Source organism: Starkeya sp. ORNL1 (genome assembly GCF_012971745.1).
Classification (GTDB): Bacteria; Pseudomonadota; Alphaproteobacteria; order Rhizobiales; family Xanthobacteraceae; genus Ancylobacter.
Window position 1 is genome coordinate 5,000,559 of the sequence record NZ_CP048834.1, and the last position, 23,488, is coordinate 5,024,046.

Sequence of the window (23,488 nt, forward strand, 5' to 3'; positions counted from 1 at the left end):
TTCGCGCGCCATCCACACATTTCGTAGCCCGGGCCATGCGGCTCGGCCGAGCGAGAAGATCTGTTCGGTGTCGGAGCGACCGTCGCGACCGCCGGTGAGCACGGCTTTGCCATGCACGACACCGCAGGACAGCGAGCGGCATATTCGCCTCGCCCCGTGAAGCTTATGCGGCGGTTACATGACGCTGGTGCTACAGCGCATGACGTTACTGATACAGCCGGGAAGTTGAGAAGAGCCCGTGATTACTCGCGCCGGCTCAGCCCAATATTTCTGTCATATGCGATCGATAACTAAGATTTTCCGGCGCGTGTCTGCCGGTGGCGACCTGCCTGGAGCGGCAGTCGATTTGAAAATCGAAACATCGGGTGGCGTGTGTGGAAAGAAAGGCCAGGCTCGTTCGGATCTTGTCCGGACAGTACTTTGCGGGCGCGATCCTGGTCGCCATGAGCCTGAGTGCGTGCAGCATGTTTCCGGACGACAAGCGTCCGCCCGACGTCATCGACCAGGTCAAGGCCATCGATCTCCTGCCGCGGCAGCCGGCGCCGGTCGCCGCGCCGGCGGCTATCCCCGATAATCGACAGGCGGCCGAATATTACGCCCCCGGCGCCCCCGCGGTCGGCGATCGCACCGGAACCGTCGCTGCGGGCCAGGCGAGCGCCAGCGGTGGCAGCGAAGGCTACGATCTGAATTTCGAGAATGCACCGCTGACCACCGTCGCAAAGGTGGTGCTCGGCGACATCATGGGCGTCGGCTACACCATCGATCCGCGCGTGGAGGGCACGATCAGCCTCGCTTCGGCGCGCCCGGTGCCGAAGTCGGACATGCTCTATGTGCTGGAGAGCGCCTTGCGGACCAGCAATGTGGCGATGATCCGCGATGCCGTCGGCTATCGTCTCGTGCCGATTGCCGAGGCGGTCGGTTCCGGCAATGCGGATGTCGGCGTGGCGCGTGCCGAGCCCGGCTACGGTCTCTCGGTGGTGCCGCTGCGCTACGTGTCGGCGCAGACGCTGATGCCGCTGCTCGACAGCTTCGCCACCAAGACCGGCGCGGTGCGCGCCGATCCCGGACGCAATATCCTGCTGATCCAGGGCAGCGGGGCCGAGCGACGGGCCGCCATCGACACTGTGCTCAAATTCGATGCCGACTGGATGCGGGGCCAGTCGGTCGGCGTCTATCCGGTCCGCAACAGCGCGCCGGAGCCGTTGGTCGCCGAGCTCGAGAATGTGATGGATGCGGGCGAAGGCGGGCTGAGCCACAACCTCGTCAAGTTCCAGGTCGTTAGTCGGCTGAACGCTATCCTCGTGGTGACCCGCAAGCCGGAGCTGCTGCGTACCGCGGCCACCTGGATCAGCCGCCTTGACCGCGCCGACACGACGACCGGGGTGCGCGTCTATAATGTGCGCTACGGCGATGCGAAGCAGCTGGCAAAGGTTCTCAACGAACTGTTCATGGGAGGCTCGTCGACCGGGCTCGACCAGACCGCCAGCCAGATCGCGCCCGGCTCCGGCGTGTCCGTCAGCTCAAGCGGCGATTCCGGCTCCGACAACGGCCCCTCGGGCGGGGGGCTCAGCACGGCGCAGCGGCTCGGCGTCTCCTCGACCGGATCGGCCTCGGGAGGCCTGGGTGCCAAATCCGCCGCCTCGGACATGGATGCGCCGCCTCCGGCCGGCCCGCAGGGCTCGGCGGGGGCGCTGCTGCCGAGCGTGCGGATCACCGCGGACACCGTGAACAACACGCTGCTCATCTATGCCAGCCAGGAGCACTACCGCATCATCGAGCGCACGCTGGTGCAGCTCGATCGGCAGCAGCTCCAGGTCGCCATCGAGGCGACGGTGGCGGAGGTCACGCTCAACGACACCCTCAATTACGGCGTGCAATTCTATCTCACCAGCCAGGACCTCGGCCTCGGCAAGAACAATGGTTCGATCGTGAACACGCTGTCGAGCGCCATCGCCGACGCCGCCATCAACCAGGTCCTGCCCGGCTTCAACCTGCTGGTCGGCCCGGAGGGCCAGCCGAAGTTCATTCTCGATGCGCTGCACGCCGTCACCGACGTTAAGGTGCTGTCGAATCCGTCGCTGGTCGTGGTGGACAACCAGCCGGCGACACTGCAGGTTGGCGACGAGGTGCCGGTCTCGACCGGCAGCGCCACGGTGCTGACCGGCAACAACACCGTCGTCAACACCATCGAATACAAGAATACCGGAATCATCCTGCGCGTGGTGCCGCGGGTGAACGTCAACGGCCAGGTCCGGCTCGATATCGAGCAGGAGATCAGCAATGTCAGCACCGAAGCGACGGGCGGCAGCAGCAGCGGCGGTGGTGGCGGCAATGGCAGCAGCAACAGCAGCAGCACGCTGACGCCGACTGTATCGCAACGCAAGGTGAAGAGCACGATCGCGGTGATGAGCGGGCAGACCGTGCTGCTCGCCGGCCTGATCAGCGAGCGTCATAACGGCGTGCGCACCGGCATCCCCATCCTCGACCAGCTTCCCGGTGTGGGCGACCTGTTCGCCCACACCAACCATACGGTCCGACGGACCGAGCTCATCATCTTCATCCGGCCGCAAATCATCCGCGACAGCTTCGATGCGCATGCCGCTTCCGAGGAATTGCGCGCCAAGCTGCGCGGCGCGATCGGCTCGCCCCCCGGCGGCCCGGTGCCGCCGCGGTTCAACTGATGGCCATGAGCATGCGCGCCACCCCGTTCAGGACGATCGTCACGCTCGCCCGGCATGAGAGCCGCGCCATGGCGGCGGTCGCGGTGATCGCCGCGGCGGGCGTGGTCGCGAGCCTCGCGATCGAGAGCGGACCCAGCGGCGTGCTGGCGGCCGACCTGCTGCTGGTGGTGACCGCGATTGCCGTCATCGATGGACGCAGCTTCATCATCCCCGACGAGCTGAACGCGGCGGGTATCGTTCTCGGCCTCGCTTATGCGGGGTTGACGGAACCGTCCGTCACCGACGGGCTCATGCTCGCGGCGCTGCGGGGCGGGATTGTCGCATTGGCGTTCCTCGCGATCCGCTCCTGCTATCGCCGGCTGCGTGGGCGGGACGGACTGGGGCTTGGCGACGTCAAGCTCGCCGCCATGGCCGGGGTCTGGCTCGACTGGACGATGATCCCCATCGCCATCGACATCGCCGCCGGCGCCGCGCTTGCCGCCTATGGCCTGCGGCAGCTGGCGGTGGGACGCGCGGTCCGATCGACCGGGCGGCTGCCGTTCGGCCTGTTCTTCGCACCGGCAATATGGCTCGGCTGGGCTCTCGGGCGTTGGCTCATGGTGGGGGGCTGACATGAGACGCGTGGAGCGGAGCCGATTGAAGCTCGCCGCCATCGCCCTGGCAGTGGCGTTCGGGTTTGGCGGTCCAGCGCAGGCAAGGTCGTCGGCCGACCCCTTCGCGCTCTATGCGCGCGGCGACTATGCCGCCGCCGCGGCGCGCCTGACGCCGATGGCGGAGGCCGGCAATGCCCGCGCCCAGGGCCTGCTCGGTTTCCTCTATGAATATGGTCACGGCGTGCCGCAGGACTTTGTACGCGCAGGGATGTGGTACGTTTGCGGTGCCGAGCAGGGCGATCCGATGGCGCAGTATCTGCTGGGCCTCCTCTACGACAAGGGCCGCGGCGTTCCCGAGGACGTCGTGCTGGCGCACAAATGGCTGATCCTTGCCGCCGCGCGGGCCGAGCGCCGCGATCGCGATGTGTACATGCGAGTGCGCGACGCCGTCGCCACCAAGATGAGCATCGCGCAGATCGCCCTGGCGCAGCAGCTGGCGACGCAGTGGGTACCTGCCCCAAAGTTGCCGGTGCGCTAGGTCCCGCTTCGCCAGCGCGTAAACACCCCGAATCGACCCGTCGCCGATCCGGTCGGCGCCTTTCGCCAGGCCCGCCGCTGACGCAAGAGCAGGCCTCCGCAGTCTTGTATTCCAACGATTCCTATAAGCACCAACGAACGTGCGCGCAGTGCTGCACTGCTCGATAAGTAGGGTTTACCTATTTCGTTTCAGTTGGCGGTCAAGAAGCAAGCTGACACGGGGTGTCACTAGGCGTATACTATCTTTCCTACAGGTCGCGGCACGTCCGTGATTACTATTTCTCGGACGCGTCATCCTCGCGACGATGACTTCTCGAGCACTCGTTCGGGGGGGAGTGTCAATGACGGTCAGAAATCCTGTCGAATGGGGCGTGGACGCGATCAAGCAGACATTCGGTGCTGTACGATCCGCGGAGCACGCTTTTCATCACCCTGCGCAAGAAGTCCTGGTTCCGGTGGTCCGGAGGATCACCATTGCCGATCTTCGCGACGCCGTGGTCAAGGGGTTCGATGACTTCGGCGCCTACCGGACCGACGTGATCTTCATCTGCCTGATCTATCCACTGGCCGGCCTTGTGATCGCCAGCGCGACTATGGGCAATGGTCTGCTGCCCTTGCTGTTTCCGCTGATCTCCGGCTTCGCGCTCATCGGTCCGTTTGCCGCGGCCGGGCTTTATGAGATGAGCCGACGGCGGGAGCGGGGCGAATCGGCGACATGGACCGACGCCTTCGGCGTGCTCAGCTCGCCCTCGCTCGCAGCCATCATCGAGCTCGGTTTGCTGCTGGTCGGCATTTTCCTGGTCTGGCTGCTCACCGCGATGTTGATCTACCGCATGACGTTCGGCGCGGAACTGCCCGTGTCCTACGCGTCGTTCGCCCGGGAAGTCTTCACCACCGAGGCCGGCTGGACGCTGATCGTGCTGGGATGCGGGGCCGGCTTCCTGTTCGCCGTGCTGGTGCTGGCAATCAGCGTGGTTTCCTTCCCGCTGCTGCTCGATCACCGCGTCGGGGTGTCGCTCGCGGTACGTACCTCGGTCCGCGCCTTCATGGTCAATCCTGTTCCGATGCTCGCCTGGGGCCTCATCGTCGCTGGCGGGCTGGTGCTGGGGGCCATTCCACTGCTTGTCGGCCTGGTGGTGGTCATGCCGGTGCTCGGCCATGCCACCTGGCATCTCTATCGCAAGGTCATCGCCTAGAATTGGAACTCGACAAGGACCGCGAGCAGGACCGAGGGTAAGGATTAAGTGCAATGCATGTCGTCCTGATGCTGGTTCTGCTCGCCGTCGGCTCGGTCTTGTTTCATTTCGTAAGTCCGTGGTGGTGGACGCCGATCGCCTCCAATTGGCAATATATCGACGACACCATCATCATCACCTTCTGGATCACCGGGGTCGTCTTCGTCGCGGTCCTGTTGTTCATGGCCTACTGCGTGCTGCGCTTCCGCCATCGGGAGGGACGCAAGGCCATCTTCGAGCCGGAGAACCGCAAGCTCGAAGGCTGGCTGACCGTGGTCACCGGCATCGGGGTGGCGGCGATGCTGGCGCCCGGCCTGTTCGTCTGGAACCACTTCATCACTGTTCCCTCCGATGCGACGACGGTCGAGATCGTCGGTCAGCAATGGCAGTGGAGCTTTCGGCTGCCCGGCAAGGACGGCAAGCTCGGCGCTACCGACATTGACAGCATCGCCGACGACAATCCGCTCGGGCTGAACAAGAACGATCCCAATGGCCGGGACGATGTCGTCGTCCAGGGCGCCGAGTTGCATCTGCCGGTGGGCAAGCCGGTGAAGGTGCTGATGCGCTCGACCGATGTGCTGCACGATTTCTACGTGCCGGAGTTCCGGGCCAAGATGGACATAATACCCGGCTCGAGCACCTATTTCTGGCTCACCCCGACCCGCACCGGCACGTTCGACATCCTCTGCGCCGAACTCTGCGGCACCGGGCATCCCTATATGCGCGGATCGGTCGTGGTCGAGGAGGCCGTCGCCTATCAGGCGTGGCTGGAAGGCCAGCAGACCCGGGTGATGGCGCAGCAAAACGAAACGAAGAAATAGAAAAGACGAGCAAAGAGAGAAGACGGGGAGGTCTTGCCGATGGTCGATGTTCCGCTTGGCGCGGGTGCCGTGCCGCCGGCCGAAGTTGAAGATGTCGAGCTCTATCATCCGACGAGCTGGTGGACGCACTACGTCTTCAGCCAGGACGCCAAGATCATCGCCGTGCAGTATTCGATCACCGCGCTGTCGATCGGCATGTTCGCACTGGCGCTGTCCTGGCTGATGCGGCTGCAGCTGGCGTTTCCCGGCCTGCTCTCCTTCATCGACGCCGATGCCTATTACCAGCTCATCACCATGCACGGCATGATGATGGTGGTCTATGTGCTCACCGCGCTGTTCCTCGGCGGCTTTGGCAACTACCTCATCCCCTTGATGGTCGGCGCGCGGGACATGGTTTTCCCCTATGCCAACATGCTGAGCTTCTGGCTCTATCTGCTGGCGGTGGTGGTACTGTTTTCCAGCTTCCTGGTGCCGGGCGGGCCGACGGGCGCCGGCTGGACGCTTTACCCGCCGCAGGCCATCACTGCCGGCACGCCCGGCCTCGCCTGGGGCATCGTGCTCATGCTGGCCTCGCTGATGATCTTCATCATCGGCTTCACCATGGGCGGCCTGAATTACGTCGTGACGGTGCTGCAGGCGCGCGCCCGCGGCATGACGCTGATGCGCATGCCGCTCACCGTGTGGGGCATCTTCACCGCCAGCGTGATGGCGCTGCTCGCCTTCCCGGCCTTGTTCGTCGGCGCGGTGATGATGCTGTTCGACCGGCTGCTAGGCACCAGCTTCTTCATGCCGGCCATCCTCGAGCAGGGCACCCGGCTGCCTTATGGCGGGGGCAGCCCCATCCTGTTCCAGCATCTGTTCTGGTTCTTCGGCCACCCGGAGGTCTACATCGTCGCGCTGCCCGCCTTCGGCATCGTCTCGGACCTCATCAGCGTCCATGCGCGGCGCAACATCTTCGGCTACCGGATGATGGTGTGGGCGATCGTGGCGATCGGCGCGCTCAGCTTCGTGGTGTGGGCGCACCACATGTATGTCAGCGGCATGAACCCCTATTTCGGGTTCTTCTTCGCCACCACCACCCTCATCATCGCCATACCCACCGCGATCAAGGTCTATAATTGGGTGCTGACGCTGTGGCGCGGCGACATCCACCTCACCGTGCCGATGCTGTTCGCGCTCGCCTTCATCGTCACCTTCGTCAATGGCGGGCTGACCGGGCTGTTCCTCGGCAATGTGGTGGTGGACGTGCCGCTCTCGGACACCATGTTCGTCGTCGCCCATTTCCACATGGTCATGGGCGTGGCGCCCATCCTGGTGATCTTCGGAGCGGTCTATCATTGGTATCCGAAGGTGACCGGGCGGCTGTTGAACGTGCCGCTCGGCCAGTTCCATTTCTGGGTCACCTTCCTCGGTGCCTACGCGATCTTCTTCCCGATGCATTATCTCGGGCTGATGGGCGTGCCGCGGCGCTATTACGAGATGGGCGAGACCGCCATCTATCCGCAGTCGGCCCACGACCTGAACATCTTCATCACCTGCGTGGCGCTGGTGGTCGGCGCGGCGCAATTCGCCTTCGTGTTCAATCTGATCTGGAGCCTCAGGCACGGGCGGGACGCCGGCGGCAATCCGTGGCGCGCCTGCTCGCTGGAGTGGCAGACGCCCGAGACCCCGCCGCCGCACGGCAATTGGGGCAAGGAACTGCCATTGGTCTATCGCTGGGCCTATGACTACCACGTGCCCGGCGCGCCCGAGGACTTCATCCCGCAGAACCAGCCGCCCTTCGCCGGCGAGATGGCGGGCCGGATGCCATGAGCATCGTCATCGCCTTCCTCGCCATCGTCGGCGGCGTCGCGGCCTGGTGGCTGTCCTCGCAGCGGCTGATGTCCAAGCCCTGGCTGGAGATCGGCCTGATCGGCGAGGCGCCGCGTTCACATGCGCCGCTGCCGACGGCGAAGATCGGGCTCGGCATCTTCCTTGTCGTCGTCGGCGCGCTGTTCGCCTTGTCCATCAGCGCCTATTCGATGCGGCTGCAGGCGGCCGACTGGTGGCCGCTGCCGGTGCCGCGGCTCCTGTGGTTCAACACCGCGCTGCTCATCTTCGCCAGCGCCGCGCTCGAATGGGCGAAAGCCCGCTCGCGGCAGGCGGACATGGATGGCGTCCGCTTCGGGCTGCTTGGCGCCGGGGTCTTCACCATCGCCTTCGTCATCGGCCAACTGCTGGTCTGGCGAGAACTGAATGCGCTCGGCTACTACCTCGCGTCCAACCCGGCGAATGCGTTCTTCTATCTGATGACCGGATTGCACGGGTTGCATGTGCTGGGCGGCCTCATCGCGCTCGGACGCGTCACCGTGCGTGCGCAGCGCACCCGTGAGGTCGGCAAGGTGCGGCTCGGCCTCGAGCTGTGCGCCATCTATTGGCACTTCCTGCTCGTCGTCTGGCTGATCCTGTTCGCGCTGATTGCCGGCTGGGCCGGCGATTTCCTTGAAATCTGCCGCCAAGTGTTGAGCTGAAGATGTCCTGAGCCGAAGGAGTGATCGATGGCGGAAATCTCGCTGAGGAACGAGGCTGAGGAGATCGGGCAATCGTCCGGCCTCGCGAGCATCGCCGCGGACCTCTCGTCCGACCAGCGGGCGTTCAAGAACGTCTCCTGGGGGAAGGCCATGATGTGGATCTTCCTCCTGAGCGACACCTTCGTGTTCAGCTGCTTCCTGATCTCCTACATGACGGCGCGCATGTCGACGACGGTGCCCTGGCCGAACCCGAGCGAGGTGTTCTCGCTGGAGATCGGCGGCACGACGTTTCCATTGCTGCTGATCGCCATCATGACCTTCGTGCTGATCAGCAGCAGCGGCACCATGGCCATGGCGGTGAACTTCGGCTACCGGCGCGACCGCCGGACGACGGCGGTGCTGATGCTGTTGACCGCGGTGCTGGGCGCCACCTTCGTCGGCATGCAGGCCTTCGAATGGAGCAAGCTGATCCACGAAGGCGTCCGGCCGTGGGAGAATCCATGGGGCGCCGCGCAGTTCGGCTCCAGCTTCTTCATGATCACCGGCTTCCACGGCACCCATGTGACCATCGGCGTGATCTTCCTGATCGCCATCGCCAGGAAGGTCTGGCGCGGCGATTACGATACCGGCCGGCGCGGTTTCTTCACCAGCCGAAGGGGAAATTACGAATACGTCGAGATCATGGGCTTGTACTGGCACTTCGTCGATCTGGTCTGGGTGTTCATCTTCGCATTCTTCTATCTGTGGTGAGCAAAATGACACATGCAGCCGCGCATGCAGGCACGACGGGTGAGACGACAACTCATGCGACGACAACGCATGAAGGCACCCAGCATCCGATCCGGCTCTATCTTGTGGTGTGGGGCTGGCTGTTCGTGCTCAGCACCTGCTCCTACCTGGTCGACTATTTCCACCTGCAGGGGCATCTGCGCTATTCGCTGATACTGCTGTTCATGGTGTTGAAGGCCGGCCTGATCGTCGCCGTCTTCATGCACATGGCGTGGGAGCGATTGGCGCTGGTCTACGCCATCCTGCTCCCCGTCGGCGCCGTGCTGGTGTTCGTCGCCATCATGGTGCTGGAGTCGGACTACACGCTGATGACCCGCATCCACCCGGGCCTTTGAGCGGCCGCGCAGATCGGGTTGAAGTTCCGGCCGCTGCCTACGATCTTCACGGGGATACGAAACGTGAGGGCCGTATGATGGGCCAGTCAGTGCAGCACTATCTCATCTTCGACACCGCGGGCGGCTTCTGCGGCATCGCCTGGAACGTTCTTGGCATCACCCGCTTCCAGCTGCCGACGCGAAGCGCCGAGGCCACCGAGCGCAACCTGCTGCGCCGGATCCCGGACGCCACGCCCGGCACGCCGCCAGAAGAGATCGTCGAGGCCGTCGCCGCGGTGAAGCGCTATTTCGAGGGCGAGGAGATCGACTTCTCCGGCTTCACGCTCGATCTCAGCGACCAGGACGACTTCTTCAAGCAGATCTACGACGCCGCGCGGCAGGTCAGCTGGGGCCACACCACGACCTACGGGACGCTGGCGAAGCAACTCGGCGCCGGGCCGGAGGCGGCGCGCGATGTCGGCCAGGCCATGGCGAAGAATCCGGTCGCGCTGCTCATCCCCTGCCACCGGGTGCTGGCGGCGGGCGGCAAGGTCGGCGGCTTCTCCGCGCCGGGCGGCTCGTCCGCCAAGGTCCGCATGCTGGAACTGGAAGGCGTCAATGTCGCGCCCCCGCCGCCGAAGCAACAGTCGTTCGGGTTCTAGAGCTTCAGCGCGCCCCATGGCGATGAACCACACCCGGGTGCGGCGGTACGAGCCGCGCGCGGCCGTGGCCGAACAGTTTTTCGCGCAGCGTGCCGGGCTGGTAGTCGCTCTTGTAGCGGCCGCGGCGGGTCAGCTCCGGCACCAGCAGGTCGGCGACATCCTCGAAGCTCTCGGGGAGCACGGCGTAGCAGAGATTGAGGCCGTCGACGCCGGTCTCCTCGACCCAGGCCTCGATGCCATCGGCGACACGCTCCGGCCCGCCGACCAATAGCGGGCCGATGCCGCCAATGCCGACATGCTCGGCGACCTCGCGCACCGTCCAGATGCGGTCGGGATCGGCGCGGCTCACATTGTCCATGGCGGTGCGGCCGGCCTCGCTCTCGACGTGGCGGATCTGCTGGTCGAGGTCGTAGGTGGAGAAATCGACTCCGGTCCAGCCGGACATCAGCGCCAGCGCACCCTCATGGCTGACATGGCGGCGATACTCGGCGTGCTTCGCCTCGGCTTCAGTGTCGGTGCTGCCCAGGATCACTGTCATCATGCTGAAGATCAGCACATCGCCCGGATCGCGCCCGGCATCACGGATCGACGCGCGCAGCGCCGCGACACGTGGCGCGATCACCTTGGCCGAGGGCCCGGAGATGAAGACGCATTCGGCATGCTTTCCCGCGAAGGCACGGCCGCGCGGCGAGGTGCCGGCCTGGTAGAGCACCGGCGTGCGTTGCGGCGAGGGTTCGGCGAGGTGGATGGCGTCGAGCTTGAAATGCGGGCCGTCATGCTTCACCCGCCGCACCTTGGCGGGATCGGTGAAGATGCCGCGGGCGCGGTCGCGCAGCACCGCGTCATCGTCCCAGCTGCCTTCCCACAGCTTGTAGACCAGCTCCATATAATCGTCGGCTACATCGTAGCGGTCGTCATGCGCCGTCTGCCGTTCGCGGCCGGCGGCGCGGGCGGCGCTGTCGAGATAGCCGGTGACGATATTCCAGCCGATGCGCCCATCGGTGAGATGGTCGAGCGTCGACATGCGCCGGGCGAAGGGGAAGGGCGGCTCGTAGGACAGCGTCGAGGTGACGCCGAAGCCGAGATGCGTCGTTACCGCCGCCATGGCCGGCACCAGCAGCAGCGGATCGTTTACCGGCACTTGCGTTGCATGGCGCAGCGCGGCGTCGGCGGTGCCGCCATGGACATCATAGACACCGAGCACATCGGCGAGGAACAGCCCGTCGAAGCGTCCGCGCTCCAGGGTGCGGGCGAGATCGAGCCAGTGGTCGAGCCGATTATAGTTGCTCGATCGGTCGCGCGGGTGGGTCCACAGCCCGGGCGACATGTGGCCGACGCAGTTCATGGCGAAGGCGTTGAGCCTGATCTCGCGGGCCATCCTGGCGTGCTCCCTCGGGCATTGTCGGGCACCGTATCGCACCCGTCGCGCGGCTTCACCAGGCCGGCAACACCGAACCCTTGAACTTGTCCAGCACGAACGCCTTCACCTCCGGCGAGTGATAGGCCTCGACCAGCGTCTTCACCCACGGCTTGTCCTTGTCGGCGGTGCGCACCACGATCAGATTGACGTAGGGCCCCTTGGCATCCTCCTTGAGGATGGGATCCCTGGTCGGGTCGAGGCCGGCGGAGACGGCGTAATTGGTGTTGATGCTGGCGGCGTCGACATCCTCCAGCGAGCGCGGCGTCTGCGCGGCGTCGAGCTCGACGAAGCGGAGCTTCTTCGGGTTGTCGACGATGTCGACGACCGTCGGCTTGAAGCCGGTGCCCTCGCGCAGCTTGATGACGCCGCGATCCTGCAGCAGCAGGAGCGCGCGCCCGCCATTGGTCGGGTCGTTCTGGATGGCGATGGTGGCGCGGTCGGGGATTTCCGCCCAGCTCTTCCACTTCTTCGAATAGACGCCGAGCGGGAAGTTCACGGTGGGCGCCGCGCTTTCGATCCTGTAGCCGCGATCGGCCTTCTGGTTGTCGAGATAAGGCTGGTTCTGGAACGAGTTGGCCTCGATCTCGCCGGCGTCGAGCGCCTGGTTCGGCACCACATAGTCGGAGAACTCGATGATCCTGATCTCCAGCCCCTTGGCGGCGGCGATCGGCTTCACCGCTTCCAGTATCTGGGCATGCGGGCCGGGAGTGACGCCGATCCGCACGACCTCCGCGGCCGGCGCCGGGGAGGCGGCCGCGAGCAGGCCCGCCAGCAGGAGGAGACCTTGGAGCTTCATGGGACCCGTGTCCTTGGAACCTGACTCGTGAGTTGCGAATGCACGTCGTGGCGGCGGGCTTCTCCCTCTCCCCGATGGGGAGAGGGAAAATGTCGATCAGCTTCGGCCGATATCAGTTGCGGCGCAGCCGCCGGTTCACCCGCCGCGCCAGCGTCTCGCCGAAGCTCTGCACCGCCTGCACCAGCACGATCAGCACGACGACGACGATCAGCATCACTTCCGGCATGAAGCGCTGATAGCCGTAGCGGATGCCGAGATCGCCGAGCCCGCCGCCGCCGACCGCGCCGACCATGGCGGAGTTGGACAACAGGCTGACAATGGCCAGCGTGATGCCCAGCACCAGCCCCGGCAGCGCTTCGGGAATCAGCACCTTGCGCACGATCTGCAGTGGCGTCGCGCCCATCGCCAGCGACGCCTCGACCAGGCCGTGGTCGACCTCGCGGACCGCGGCCTCGACGATGCGGGCGATGAAGGGCGTCGCGGCGAGGGTGAGTGGCACGATGGCGGCGGTGGTACCAATCGAGGTGCCGGCGATCAGCCGGGTGAAGGGGATGATGGCGACGACGAGAATGATGAAGGGCGTCGAGCGCGTCGCATTGACGATGACGCCGAGCGCCTTGTTGAGCGCGACGGCCTCGAACAATTCGCCCTTGCCGCTGGTGGCGAGGAAGATGCCGAGCGGCAGGCCCAGCACCGTGCCGAGCAGCGCGGCGATGCCGACCATATAGAGCGTCTCGAGGGTGGAATCGACGATGAGACCGATGAGCTCAGGCGACATGGCCGATCACCTCCAGCACGATGTCGGGCGAGGCGAGGGCGGAGGCGACCGCGCCGCTCGACCAGTTCATAGTCGGTACGCCGACGAACAGCAGGGCGAAGGGCTCGCCCCCGATGCTGTCGATCTGCCCGCCGAGCAGCGTCACATCGATGCCGAGCCCGCGGCCGAGCTGCGTGACCACCGGACGCGTCGCCGCCTCGCCGGTCAGGGTCAGGCGCAGCACGGTCTGCGAGGCGCCTGCCTCCGGCGCACCGAGGCGCGCGGCGATGGCCGGCGGCAATTCGCGGCCGGGCAGGCTGCCGACAAAGGAGCGGGCGGTCGCGGTGCGCGGATGGGCGAACACCTCGTGCACCGGCCCTTCCTCGATGATGGCACCAGCATCGATCACCCCGACGCGGTGGCAGATCTCCTTGATCACCGTCATCTCGTGGGTGATGAGCACGATGGTGACGCCCAACTCGGCATTCACGCGGGCGAGCAGAGCGAGGATGGAGCGCGTCGTCTCCGGATCGAGCGCCGAGGTCGCCTCGTCGGACAGCAGCACGTTGGGTTCGGTCGCCAGCGCGCGGGCAATGCCGACGCGCTGCTTCTGGCCGCCGGAGAGCTCGACCGGGTAGCGGTCGCGCTTGTCGGTGAGGCCGACGAGTTCCAGCAGCGGCGTCACCCGCCGGTCGATCTCACGGCGGGACAGGCCAAGGAGCTCGAGCGGCAGCGCGACATTGGCAAAGGCGGTGCGCGAGGAGAGCAGGTTGAAGTGCTGGAAGATCATGCCGATCTTTCGCCGCTCGGCACGCAGCGCGCTATCATCGAGGCGGTTGACGGCGATGCCGTCGACCAGCACATCGCCCCGGCTCGGCTGTTCCAGCCCATTGATGGTGCGGATCAGCGTCGACTTGCCGGCGCCGGAGCGGCCGATCACGCCATAGATCTCGCCGCGGGGGATCGCCAGCGACACGCCCTTCAACGCGTCCACCGCCGGATCATCGCCGCGCGCCGGGAAGGTCTTCCAGACATCGTCGAGCACGATCATCGCGCGGTCGCCATTGGTGGCGCGGCGTGCGGCCGTTGTCGACGGCACCGCGGCGAATGGCGGGAGCAGCGTTGCCGGCGGGGCGGCGACGAAGGTGGCGGTGTGCTGGGACATGGCATCAGCGACGAAGTCCGTTGCCGATCGTCATGTCAAGCCGCACGGCCGAGCTCCTGCGGCAGGAAACCGAGGCGCCGGCGTTCCTGGTCGAGGCGCGCCTTGACGGCGCCCGGCGTCAGGCCGTCGCGGCGCAGCACCAGATGGATGATGGGATCGGCCAGGATATCGTCGATCGAAGGCTCGACATGCGCGTCGGCCCACGCATGGCGCGCGTCAATGGAGAAAGAGGTCATTGCATTCGTCCCGAAGGCCGGATGTGCGATCCGGCACGGCTCTACATGGAAAGCGAGAGGCGGCTCAAGGCCGGCGGGGACGGGTACAACACGATTGAGTCATGGTTCAGCTCCTGATTAGCCCGACCACGACATCGCTCGTGGCGCTTTAGCAAGGGTGACGCGGTGCAAGCTGCCGGGTTTCAAATCCCGCGGTCATGGCGGCACCTACCGGCGCCACCATCGACAGAACGAGCACTACAGGCGCTCTGGCGAAATGTCAACTGAATTAGTAGACTATTGGAATCGCACCAATCTGCCCATTGCCTGAGCGTGGCGCCCAACAAATATGCATAGGTAGTATTCCATAAATTCAATAGACTATTCTTCGTTCGCCGGTTGTGCTGGGTCGACGCAGCGCGATGCGCCGCACAATCGGGAGAGAACACATGTCTGACATATCCCGGCGCTGGCTCGGCCTCGCCGCCGCCACCGCCTTTGCCACGCTTGCGGTCGCGCTGCCCGCGGCGGCCGCCGAAAAGGTCAAGCTCGGCGTCATCGGCGGCGAGGAGGAGGAGATCGCCGAGGTGGCGAAGAAGGTCGCGGCCAAGGACGGGCTCGAGATCCAGATCGTCACCTTCTCCGACTACACGCTGCCCAATGAGGCACTGTCGCGCGGCGATCTCGACGCCAATGCCTTCCAGCACCAGCCCTATCTGAATGCGCAGATCGCGGCGCGGGGCTACAAGATCGTGCCTGCGGGCTTCACCATCGTCGAGCCGATCGGCTTCTATTCGCTGAAGCACAAGAGCTTCAAGGATCTGCCTGAAGGCGCGCAGATCGGCATCCCGAACGATCCCTCGAATGGCGGGCGGGCGCTCAACCTCCTCGCCGCCAACGGCCTGATCAAGCTCGCTTCGGGCAAGGGCCTGCAGCCGACCGTGCTCGACGTCACCGACAATCCGAAGAAGGTGAAGTTCCGCGAACTCGACGCCGCGCTGCTGCCGAAACAGCTTCCCGATCTCGACGGCGCCGTGGTCAACACCAATTACGCGCTCGGTGCCAAGCTCGATCCGCGCAAGGACGCGCTGGTGCAGGAGAGCCGCACCGAGAACCCGTACGGCAATTTCGTCGCGGTCCGCGCCGGTGACGAGAGCAAGCCCGCCATCCGCAAGCTGGTCGACGCCTATCAGTCGCCGGAGGTGAAGGCGTTCCTCGAGACCCGCTTCAAGGGCGCCATCCTGCCGGCCTGGTGAGCCGCGGACTTCTTCATGAGAATCTCATGGCCGGGACGAGCCCGGTCATGAGATTATGACGTCACAGGTTCAAATCGCGGCCGCGCAACCATTCCAACTGCGCTCAGATCTTGACGAGCATCGCCGTCACGTACATCAGCCCGACGCCTGCTGCGAGCCCGGTCATGGTGGCCGGCGTGAGGATGGAACCCGGCTTCTCGCCGCTGCCGCGCATGAGCAGCGATCCGACTTCGACGATCACCTGCAGGATGGCGCCGGCACCGATCGCCAGCGCAAGCGCCGACCATTGCGGCGCATAGGCGAGGCTGCCGACCCACAGGCCGGCGACCGCCGGCCCGCCTGCGAGCAGCGTGAGGCCCACGAAGGCCCAAAGCGGCGGGCGCACCTTCAGGATCGGAGCGGCAATGCCGATGCCTTCCGTGATGTTGTGCAGCGTGAAGCCGAGCACCAGGAAGATGCCGAGATCCGCTGCTCCCGAAGCAAAAGCCGCGCCGATCGCTAGCCCCTCGCCGAGATTGTGCAAGCCGATGCCGAGCGCGATGAAGGTCGAGAGCGCCAGCCCGGTCGGTGTGCCATGGCGACGGCCGACCGCCATCAGCAGGAGGAAACTGGCGGTCGCGGCGAGGACGACCATCACCGGCCCCTGGAACAGGGCCGCTGCCTCGCCGGCGAGTTCGAGAGCGTCCTCCACGGCATCGACCAGCAGGAAGGCGAGAAGCCCCATCGTCAAAGCGAGCAGGAAGGCCATGCCATTCCGGCCGATGCCCCGGAGCGCGGGATAGAACATGAGGCCGATGGCGACGGGAAGGATGCCGACGAAGATACCAAGGGCAACCTGGGACAAGAGGCTCATCGAATCGGCGGTTGGCGTCGGGACGGCGACGGCAATCTCATGCTCGAACGTGGTGCCGGTGTTGGTGACGATCTTGACGGCATGCGCCTCGCCGACCACCCAGGGGAAGGGCAGCTGAATCCAGGCGGTGGCGCCACGGGCGATCGGCCCCGACGGGGCCTGTGTGAACTGCCAATAGGCATCGTCCACCTGGACCTGCGCGATCGTCATGGGTTGCGAGCCGCCGGCGCGGACCAGGAGGCGGATCCCATCCGCGCCCAGGATCGTGCGTTCGAAGGTCAGCTTCTCGACCGGCGGTGCGCCATTGCGGAAGCCCGACAACGGGTCGGCGGCGATCAGCCAGGCGACCGCCAGACTGAGCACAGCGAGCGGGACAATGATCCAGAACAACGCGGCTCGGCCGGAGCGGCCGATCGGAACCGTCGTCGTGGCGGCGGAGCCCGGCCGGACAGCTTCGTTCACGACACCGCCTCCACGACATCGAACATGCCGACCCAGCCGAGTTCGGTGAACTCGGACTGATGCGGGTGAAACATGTAGAGGCCGGGCTCGTGCTCCTTGAAGTGGAACTCAAGGATGCCGCGTTCGGCCTGACACTGGGTGATGAGGTCGACGGTCTTCAGCGTCGGCGTCAAGGTCGTGCCCTGATTGTAGTAGTCGAAGAAATTCGCATGAAGATGAAACGAGTTGATCGGATCGAACTCGATCACGTTGACGAGGTAGACGCGAACCGGCTTGTCCTTCAGAATCCTTATGGGCTTCTTGGCATAGGCGTGCGCCACCGTATTGACGGCGTAGACCTCGTTCTCGCCATCGAAATTGGTGTCGAAAGCATTCATCACCATCACGAACTCCTGCCATCCGGCATTCTCCGGCGTGCCGAGCAGACGCGAACGGGCAACGGCCTCATGCTCGGGATGGCGGGCGGGATCGGGATCGATGACGAAGGCGCCATACATGCCCTTGTGAAGGTGCCGCTTCAGCGGCAGCGCGTGGCAATGATAGAGGTGGCAGCCAAAGGGCTTCGCGTCGAACTCGTAGACGAATTCCTCGCCCGGACCGATGAGGCCCGCGCCCGGAACGCCGTCCATGCGCGCCGCATGGATGCCGTGGAAATGCATGGAATGCGGATGCGAGCCGTGGTTCCTGAAGATGATCTTCAGCCGGTCGCCTTCGGTCGCCCGCAGCGAGGGCCCGGGCACCCGGCCATTATAGGTCCAGGCCGGGAACATCACGCCGGGGGCGATCTCGATCTCCTTGTCCTCGGCGACAATCTCGAAAGTTCTGAGCGTCCGCCCGTCCGGTAGCCGGGATACCGTGCCGGTGTCCCAGTCGGTCAGGAGCTTGGCCGGATCGAAGCCGTTGCGGGCATCGTCGACCTCGCCCACCGTGATCATTGCCCCGTGCGCTTCGAGATGAGCTGGGGCAGGTTTTGCATCGGAGACCACGGCGCCTGCATGCATGGCGTGTTCCGATTGTCCGGAAGCACCGCTCGCACAGATCGCCGTGCTGCCAGCCGCCGCCAGCCCACCTGCCAGCACCACGCGTCGGCTTAGCCGTTCGCGCAACCAAGCTGCCGCTTCAACCATAGGCGACTCCTGCAAATGCGAATGAGTTGCAGTTACGTAGCATGGGCTGCGCCTGTTGACCATTGCTAAATGACGTAAGGACAAGGCTGGGGGCCGGCCGCGAGGTCCGGCGGGGTTTGCAGGCTGAGGCGCAGATCGGAGATCGCGTTCACGGGCCGCACTTGCTTGCGACACTGAGCGCGACCGTAGGTGTTCCCCCGCTACTCCCCAAGCCGGGACAGCATGCTCTTCAGGGTGCGGACCGCGCTCGCCCTGTCCAGCTTCTGCAGATCGAGAAAGATCCGCATCCCGGCCTGTTCCTCGCGGATCACCCTGTCCGGCTGCTGCACTTCGTCCGGCCGGTCGATGACAGCGTAGTTGCGGACCGCCTCATTGAAGCCCTTGGCCTGTACGGGAGGCCGCTCCTCGGTCAGAAAGGCATCCCTGACCAGAGAATAGGTCTCGTGGCTCAGCAGTATGCCGCCGGGCTCGGCGAAGGACTGCAAGCGGGACGCCAGGTTCACCGGGCCGCCGATGATGGTGTAGTCCATGCGGTCCTCGCTGCCGAAATTGCCGACCGTGCAGTAGCCGGTGCCGACGCCGATGCGCAGCTGGAACGGCTTTTCCAGGCCAGCATCGCGCCATTGGAACTGGAGATCCCGCATCTTGCGCTGCATGGCGACAGCCATGTTGACGCAAGCCAAAGCGTCTTCCCGGACGCCTCGCGTTTCCGGATCGCCGAAGAAGGCGAGGATCGCGTCGCCGATATATTTATCGATGGTCGCGCCGTGTTCGAGCGCGATCCGCGACATCTCGGTCAGATAGTCATTGAGCAGGGACGTCAGTTCTTCGGATTCAAGGCTATCGGTGGTCGCGGTGAAGTCCGCGATGTCCGAAAAGAACACGGTCAGCTTCTTGCGGTTCGAGGCGATCTCGACGCTGCTCCGGCCGCTGAATATCGATGAATAGACTTGCGGTGACAGGTATTTCGACAATTTGGTCGAGAGCACCTCCAGTTCCCGCTTCTGCTCGCTCACCAGCTGGTTGGCGAGCGCCGCCTTGCGATTGGCCTCGCGCAACTCCTCCTCGGCGCGCTTGATCTCGGTGATGTTGGTGTAGACGGCGACGGTGCCGCCCTCCGTCGTCTTGCGCTCGCTCACCTGGATCCAGCGGCCATCGGCGCGGCGCTGCGTATGCGGCTCGCCTGGCTCGCGGTGCCTCGCCAGGCGTTCGGCGATCCATTCCGGTTCCCGGCCCTTGGCATCTTCCACGAGCCCCCGCTTCACCGCGTTGGAGATGAGCGCCTCGTACGAGGTGCCGGGCGTCGGTGTACCGAGGCCCGGATAAAGAAGCTCGCCATAGACATTGTTGCAGATGATCAGGCGATCCTGCGCGTCGTAGAGGGAAAAGCCCTCCGAAAGCGACTCGATGGCGTCGCTCAGGCGCTGCTCGCTCCTGCGGAACGCGATCTCTGCTTCCTTCGGCGCCGTGACGTCGCTCCACGAACCTACCACCTCGACCGGCTCTCCGTCCCGGTCGCGGATCAGATGCTGCTCGTCGATCACCCAGCAATAGGCCCCGTCCTTCCGGAGGAACCGGTACTCGATGGTGTGGCGACCTTTCTCGAACAGTGCGACCGACTTGGCCTCCACGCCCGGGAGGTCCTCCGGGTGCACGCAGCGTCGCCAGAAGTCGGGATGTTCGAGATACTCCTGCGGTGTGTAGCCGAGCCAGTCGCGGATGTTCTCGCTGATGAAGGTCGGTGCAAAGTCGCCACTTGCCTTGAAGCTGTAGATCACTGCCGGGGCGCAAGCCAGGAGGTGAACGAGGCGCTCCTGCGCCGCAGCCAGGGCTTCGCCGAGTTGCTTGCGCTGCGTGACGTCGCTCCAGGCGCCGACCACTTCGACCGGCTCGCCGTCCTCGGTCCGGATCACCTGCAGATCATCGCTGACCCAGCAATAGCTGCCATCCTTCTTGCGGAAACGATATTCGCTGCTGAGGCGTCCCTCTTCGAAGAGACGGGAATAGGCTTTGAGGATGCGCGGACGATCCTCCGGATGGATGCGGCTCTCCCAGAAGTCGGGATTGTTGAGGTATTCCTCACGCTCATAGCCGAGCAGATCCTTGACGTTCTGGCTGATGAAAGTGGGTGCGTAGTCGCCGGTTGCGTTGAAGCTGTAGATCACCGCCGGCGAACTCGAGAGCAAATGCTCGATCCGCTCGTGCGCCGCCTTCGCGGCTTCTTCCGCGCATTTGCGTTCGGTGATGTCGCTCCATGAACCGGCCACCTCGACCGGCTGCCCGCTCTCATCGCGGATCAGGCGCTGCTCGTCATTGACCCAGCAATAGGTGCCGTCCTTCTTGAGAAACCGATATTCGGATGTATGGCGGCCGGTCTTGTTGAGCAGCACGGATTCCGCCTCGGTCGCGACGAGGTCGTCGGGGTGGACGCAGCGTCGCCAGAAATCGGCGTTCTCGAGATACTCACGCGGCTCATAGCCGAGCCATTCGCGGATATTCTGGCTGACGAAGGTGGGGGCGAAATCACCGCTCGCCCGGTAGCTGTAGATCACCGAAGGTGCTGACGACAGCAGGCGGCCGATGCGATCCTGCGCGGCCACCAGCGCTTCGCCGATCTGCTTGCGCGCCGTGATGTCGTTCCACGAGCCCACCACTTCCAGCGGATCGCCCGCCTCGTCGCGGATCAGCTGCAGTTCGTCGCTGATCCAGCAATAGGTGCCGTCCTTCTTGCGGAAGCGGTATTCGACGCTGAGGTGCCCCTCGGCAAACAGCCGCTCATACTCGCCGAGGATGCGCTCGCTGTCCTCGGGATGCACGCGGGCGCGCCAGAAGTCGGCTGTGGCGAGATACTCCTCGCGGTCGTATCCGAGGAGATCCTTCAGGTTCCGGCTGATGAAGCTCGGCGCATAGTCGCCGAATGCCTTGAAGCTGTAGATCACCGCGGGGGAGCGCGCGAGCAGATGCTCGATCCGCTGGTGGGCGGCCGCTACGGCGGCTTCCGCGTCCTTGCGCTCGGTGATGTCGGCCCAGGAGCCGACCACCTCGACCGGCTGGCGGGCTGCGTCGCGAATGAGGCGCTGCTCGTCGACCACCCAGCAATAGGCGCCGTTCCTCTTCCGGAACCGGTACTCGAAGGTGCAGCGGCCGTTCTTGAACAGCAGGAAGGAGGTCGCCTCGGCATCCGCCAGATCGTCGGGGTGCACGCAGCGTCGCCAGAAGTCCGGATCTTCCAGATATTCCCGCGGCTCGTAGCCGAGCCAGTCCTTTATATTCTCGCTGATGAAGGTGGGGGCGAAATCGCCTGCCGCCTTGTAGCTGTAGACCACCGCCGGCGAGCTCGCGAGCAACTGGGCGAGGCGGGCATGCGCGGCCTGCCTCGCCTCGTCGGCGAGCTTTCGCGCGCTGATGTCGCTCCAGGATCCGACGATCTCCGGCGGCTTGCCGTTCCGGCCATGGATCAGTTGCTGCTCATCGCTCACCCAGCAATAGGTGCCGTCCTTGCGGCGGAAGCGATATTCCACGGCGTGGACGCCGTTCTGGAAGAATTTCGCGACCGCCTCCTCGACCCGGGCGAGGTCGTCCGGATGGACGCGGTCGCTCCAGAAGGAGGCGTCCTCGAGATATTCGGCCGGCTCGTAGCCGAATACATTCCGGATGTTGTCGCTGACGAAGGTCGGGGCGAAATCGTCGGCGGCCTTGAAGCTGTAGATCACCGCGGGCGATGAGCTAAGCAGCTGCGCCAGGCGTTCCGAGGCTGCGGCCTCGGCCTCCTTCAGCTGCCGGCGCGCCTTGTCTTCCTGCGCACGGGCGGCGCCCCTCAGCGCCTTCTCGATGATCGCCGCAGCGCCCTCGGCGTCGAACGTGCCCGGCTCGCCCTGTAGCGCCTGATCCAGCGCCACGGTGACATTCCTGGCCTGTTCCCGCAGCGTCGTCATGGCATTCCCCATCACGCGGCAGCGCAGTATTGGCCGGATGCTAGCACAACCGGCCATCGAATGGCGGCTGCCAAGTGGTTGAGCTATTGAGCCGACTTCTGCCGCCGTTGCCAGGGTCGAGGGGAGCGGCTCCGATCTCTACTGGCGCCGCTCGCGCGTTAAGGTGCGGCTCTAGGGGTAATTCTGGATGCCGCCATAGAGCGGATATGCGGACCGAACCTGCCGCGAACCCGGCGAGATCACCAGTCGATCGCCCTCTGAGGCGGCCATATCCACCGTGCCGACCAATGTGAAATTGTCGAAGACGAACGGCAGGCTTCGCCCAGTGAAGAAATCGGGCTTGTCCGCGAGACCGAAATGCAGATGCGGGCCTTCGGAGGGGCCGGTGTTCCCTATCCTTGCGATGGGCGCCCCGGCCTTCACCGCGTCGCCGACCTTCACCGTGAGGCTGCCCGGATGCAGATGCGCATAGAGCGCGAAGACATTCGGGGCGATCTGGAGGATCACATGATTGCCGCCATAGTCCGAGATCCTTTTCGGGATCATCGACTGGAACGGCGCCTCGTCGGTCATGCCGTCCTGGACCGATACGACAGTCCCGTCGGCAACCGCGAGGACGTCCGCTCCGAAGGCATAATGCTGCTCGACCTTCTTGCCGTCGCCATCGAAGATTCTGCCGTCCCTGACCCGGGCCCAGTCGACTGCGAAGGTTTCGGCGGTCTCGATGCGGCGGCCGTCTATCGAGATTCGAAGATCCCTGTGGACGTTGGGCTTGCAGCAACCGCTGGTGGCGAACCAGCCGTTCCCGGCAAGGGGCGGCTTGATCACGATGGCCGGTTGGCGGTTGATCGCGACGTCTGGGCCATCGACCTCAGGGTTGCCGATCATCAGAGCGAGCTGTGAGTCCGCCGCGAGCGTGTACGCGATCCGGTGGCTGACCTTTGCCGGCGCCGTGTCGGGCGGCAGGATCAGGTCTACGTCGACCGAGACCGCGGCAGAGGCGGGAATGACCGGCGTCGCCGTCTTCGCGAACAGGGTCTGGGTCGCGGCGGCAAGGCCATTCCCTTCGATCCGCATCAGTTCCTTGCCGGCGGGATCGAGCACGGTAACGCTCGACAATGTCACCGGCTCAGGGAACACGCTGACGACGAGAAGTTCGTATTCGACGTGGTCCATGCCATCGTCGCCGCGGACGGTCTGGGCCTCGTGAATCGGACTGACCAGGATCGCAGCCGGCCGGCCGTACTCCGCGGCCGAGGCGCCGGACGCGAGGACCAAGACAGCTGCCAATGCGAGACAAATGCGCATCTGTTGCACCCGGCTGCCAGATGGAGATCCGCCGAACCATCCACTGATCCTT

Annotated in this window: 20 protein-coding genes; 11 read left to right on the top strand and 9 right to left on the bottom strand. The window is 65.0% G+C overall.

From position 1 onward, the window contains the following. Positions 1 to 443: 443 nt before the first annotated feature. From gspD to G3545_RS23665, 10 genes are all read left to right on the top strand, one after another. Positions 444 to 2,681, top strand: a complete 2,238-nt coding sequence (gspD, locus tag G3545_RS23620) for a type II secretion system secretin GspD (protein ID WP_170016252.1) — start codon at positions 444 to 446, stop codon at positions 2,679 to 2,681. Beyond that, a complete protein-coding gene (locus G3545_RS23625) occupies positions 2,681 to 3,292 on the top strand; it encodes an A24 family peptidase (protein WP_246702546.1) in 612 nt (203 codons plus the stop codon). The genes gspD and G3545_RS23625 overlap by 1 nt, the downstream gene beginning before the upstream one ends. A 1-nt stretch (position 3,293) precedes the next feature. After that, a complete protein-coding gene (locus tag G3545_RS23630) occupies positions 3,294 to 3,812 on the top strand; it encodes a tetratricopeptide repeat protein (RefSeq protein ID WP_170016254.1) in 519 nt (172 codons plus the stop codon). 340 nt (positions 3,813 to 4,152) lie between these two features. Continuing rightward, positions 4,153 to 5,007 (top strand): DUF2189 domain-containing protein, encoded by an 855-nt coding sequence (locus G3545_RS23635; protein ID WP_170016256.1) that lies wholly within the window; start codon positions 4,153 to 4,155, stop codon positions 5,005 to 5,007. Between the two features lie 53 nt (positions 5,008 to 5,060). Continuing rightward, positions 5,061 to 5,867 (top strand): cytochrome c oxidase subunit II, encoded by an 807-nt coding sequence (locus tag G3545_RS23640; RefSeq protein WP_170016259.1) that lies wholly within the window; start codon positions 5,061 to 5,063, stop codon positions 5,865 to 5,867. 39 nt (positions 5,868 to 5,906) lie between these two features. After that, positions 5,907 to 7,679 carry a cbb3-type cytochrome c oxidase subunit I gene (locus G3545_RS23645; protein ID WP_170016261.1) on the top strand — a complete coding sequence of 591 codons (1,773 nt, stop codon included), beginning with the start codon at positions 5,907 to 5,909 and terminating at the stop codon, positions 7,677 to 7,679. Beyond that, complete coding sequence (locus G3545_RS23650) at positions 7,676 to 8,377, top strand: cytochrome c oxidase subunit 3 (RefSeq protein ID WP_170016263.1); 702 nt, start codon at positions 7,676 to 7,678, stop codon at positions 8,375 to 8,377. The genes G3545_RS23645 and G3545_RS23650 overlap by 4 nt, the downstream gene beginning before the upstream one ends. A gap of 27 nt (positions 8,378 to 8,404) precedes the next feature. Then, positions 8,405 to 9,127: a heme-copper oxidase subunit III family protein gene (locus G3545_RS23655; protein ID WP_170016265.1), complete on the top strand. Its 723-nt coding sequence runs from the start codon at positions 8,405 to 8,407 to the stop codon at positions 9,125 to 9,127. A gap of 5 nt (positions 9,128 to 9,132) precedes the next feature. Continuing rightward, a complete protein-coding gene (locus G3545_RS23660) occupies positions 9,133 to 9,501 on the top strand; it encodes a cytochrome C oxidase subunit IV family protein (RefSeq protein ID WP_170016267.1) in 369 nt (122 codons plus the stop codon). A 77-nt stretch (positions 9,502 to 9,578) separates the two neighbouring features. Beyond that, the gene (locus G3545_RS23665; RefSeq protein ID WP_170018251.1) at positions 9,579 to 10,142 is read left to right on the top strand and encodes a methylated-DNA--[protein]-cysteine S-methyltransferase; all 564 of its coding nucleotides are present in this window, start codon (positions 9,579 to 9,581) and stop codon (positions 10,140 to 10,142) included. A 4-nt stretch (positions 10,143 to 10,146) separates the two neighbouring features. Here the strand turns inward: G3545_RS23665 and G3545_RS23670 are convergent, their stop codons facing one another. The 5 genes from G3545_RS23670 to G3545_RS23690 all read right to left on the bottom strand — a co-directional run bounded on the left by G3545_RS23670 (position 10,147) and on the right by G3545_RS23690 (position 14,516). Continuing rightward, positions 10,147 to 11,520 (bottom strand): LLM class flavin-dependent oxidoreductase, encoded by a 1,374-nt coding sequence (locus tag G3545_RS23670; RefSeq protein WP_170016269.1) that lies wholly within the window; start codon positions 11,518 to 11,520, stop codon positions 10,147 to 10,149. A gap of 55 nt (positions 11,521 to 11,575) precedes the next feature. Continuing rightward, complete coding sequence (locus G3545_RS23675; RefSeq protein ID WP_170016271.1) at positions 11,576 to 12,358, bottom strand: MetQ/NlpA family ABC transporter substrate-binding protein; 783 nt, start codon at positions 12,356 to 12,358, stop codon at positions 11,576 to 11,578. A gap of 112 nt (positions 12,359 to 12,470) precedes the next feature. Continuing rightward, a complete protein-coding gene (locus tag G3545_RS23680; RefSeq protein ID WP_170016273.1) occupies positions 12,471 to 13,136 on the bottom strand; it encodes a methionine ABC transporter permease in 666 nt (221 codons plus the stop codon). Continuing rightward, positions 13,126 to 14,166: a methionine ABC transporter ATP-binding protein gene (locus G3545_RS23685; RefSeq protein WP_170018252.1), complete on the bottom strand. Its 1,041-nt coding sequence runs from the start codon at positions 14,164 to 14,166 to the stop codon at positions 13,126 to 13,128. Before G3545_RS23685 ends, G3545_RS23680 begins: the two co-directional genes overlap by 11 nt. A gap of 149 nt (positions 14,167 to 14,315) precedes the next feature. Then, on the bottom strand, positions 14,316 to 14,516 hold the full coding sequence (locus G3545_RS23690; RefSeq protein WP_170016275.1) for a hypothetical protein: 201 nt from the start codon (positions 14,514 to 14,516) through the stop codon (positions 14,316 to 14,318). A 428-nt stretch (positions 14,517 to 14,944) separates the two neighbouring features. Here G3545_RS23690 and G3545_RS23695 point away from each other — a divergent pair, with 428 nt between their 5' ends. Further along, positions 14,945 to 15,751 (top strand): MetQ/NlpA family ABC transporter substrate-binding protein, encoded by an 807-nt coding sequence (locus G3545_RS23695; protein WP_170016277.1) that lies wholly within the window; start codon positions 14,945 to 14,947, stop codon positions 15,749 to 15,751. Between the two features lie 103 nt (positions 15,752 to 15,854). On the opposite strand, the gene G3545_RS23700 is transcribed toward G3545_RS23695, so the two are convergent. From G3545_RS23700 to G3545_RS23715, 4 genes are all read right to left on the bottom strand, one after another. Continuing rightward, positions 15,855 to 17,018 carry a metal transporter gene (locus G3545_RS23700; protein ID WP_170018253.1) on the bottom strand — a complete coding sequence of 388 codons (1,164 nt, stop codon included), beginning with the start codon at positions 17,016 to 17,018 and terminating at the stop codon, positions 15,855 to 15,857. Between the two features lie 44 nt (positions 17,019 to 17,062). After that, positions 17,063 to 18,193 carry a multicopper oxidase domain-containing protein gene (locus G3545_RS23705; RefSeq protein WP_170016279.1) on the bottom strand — a complete coding sequence of 377 codons (1,131 nt, stop codon included), beginning with the start codon at positions 18,191 to 18,193 and terminating at the stop codon, positions 17,063 to 17,065. A 200-nt stretch (positions 18,194 to 18,393) separates the two neighbouring features. Then, positions 18,394 to 22,128 (bottom strand): PAS domain-containing protein, encoded by a 3,735-nt coding sequence (locus G3545_RS23710; protein ID WP_170016281.1) that lies wholly within the window; start codon positions 22,126 to 22,128, stop codon positions 18,394 to 18,396. A 171-nt stretch (positions 22,129 to 22,299) separates the two neighbouring features. After that, positions 22,300 to 23,406 (bottom strand): M23 family metallopeptidase, encoded by a 1,107-nt coding sequence (locus G3545_RS23715; RefSeq protein WP_170016283.1) that lies wholly within the window; start codon positions 23,404 to 23,406, stop codon positions 22,300 to 22,302. Between the last annotated feature and the right edge of the window lie 82 nt (positions 23,407 to 23,488).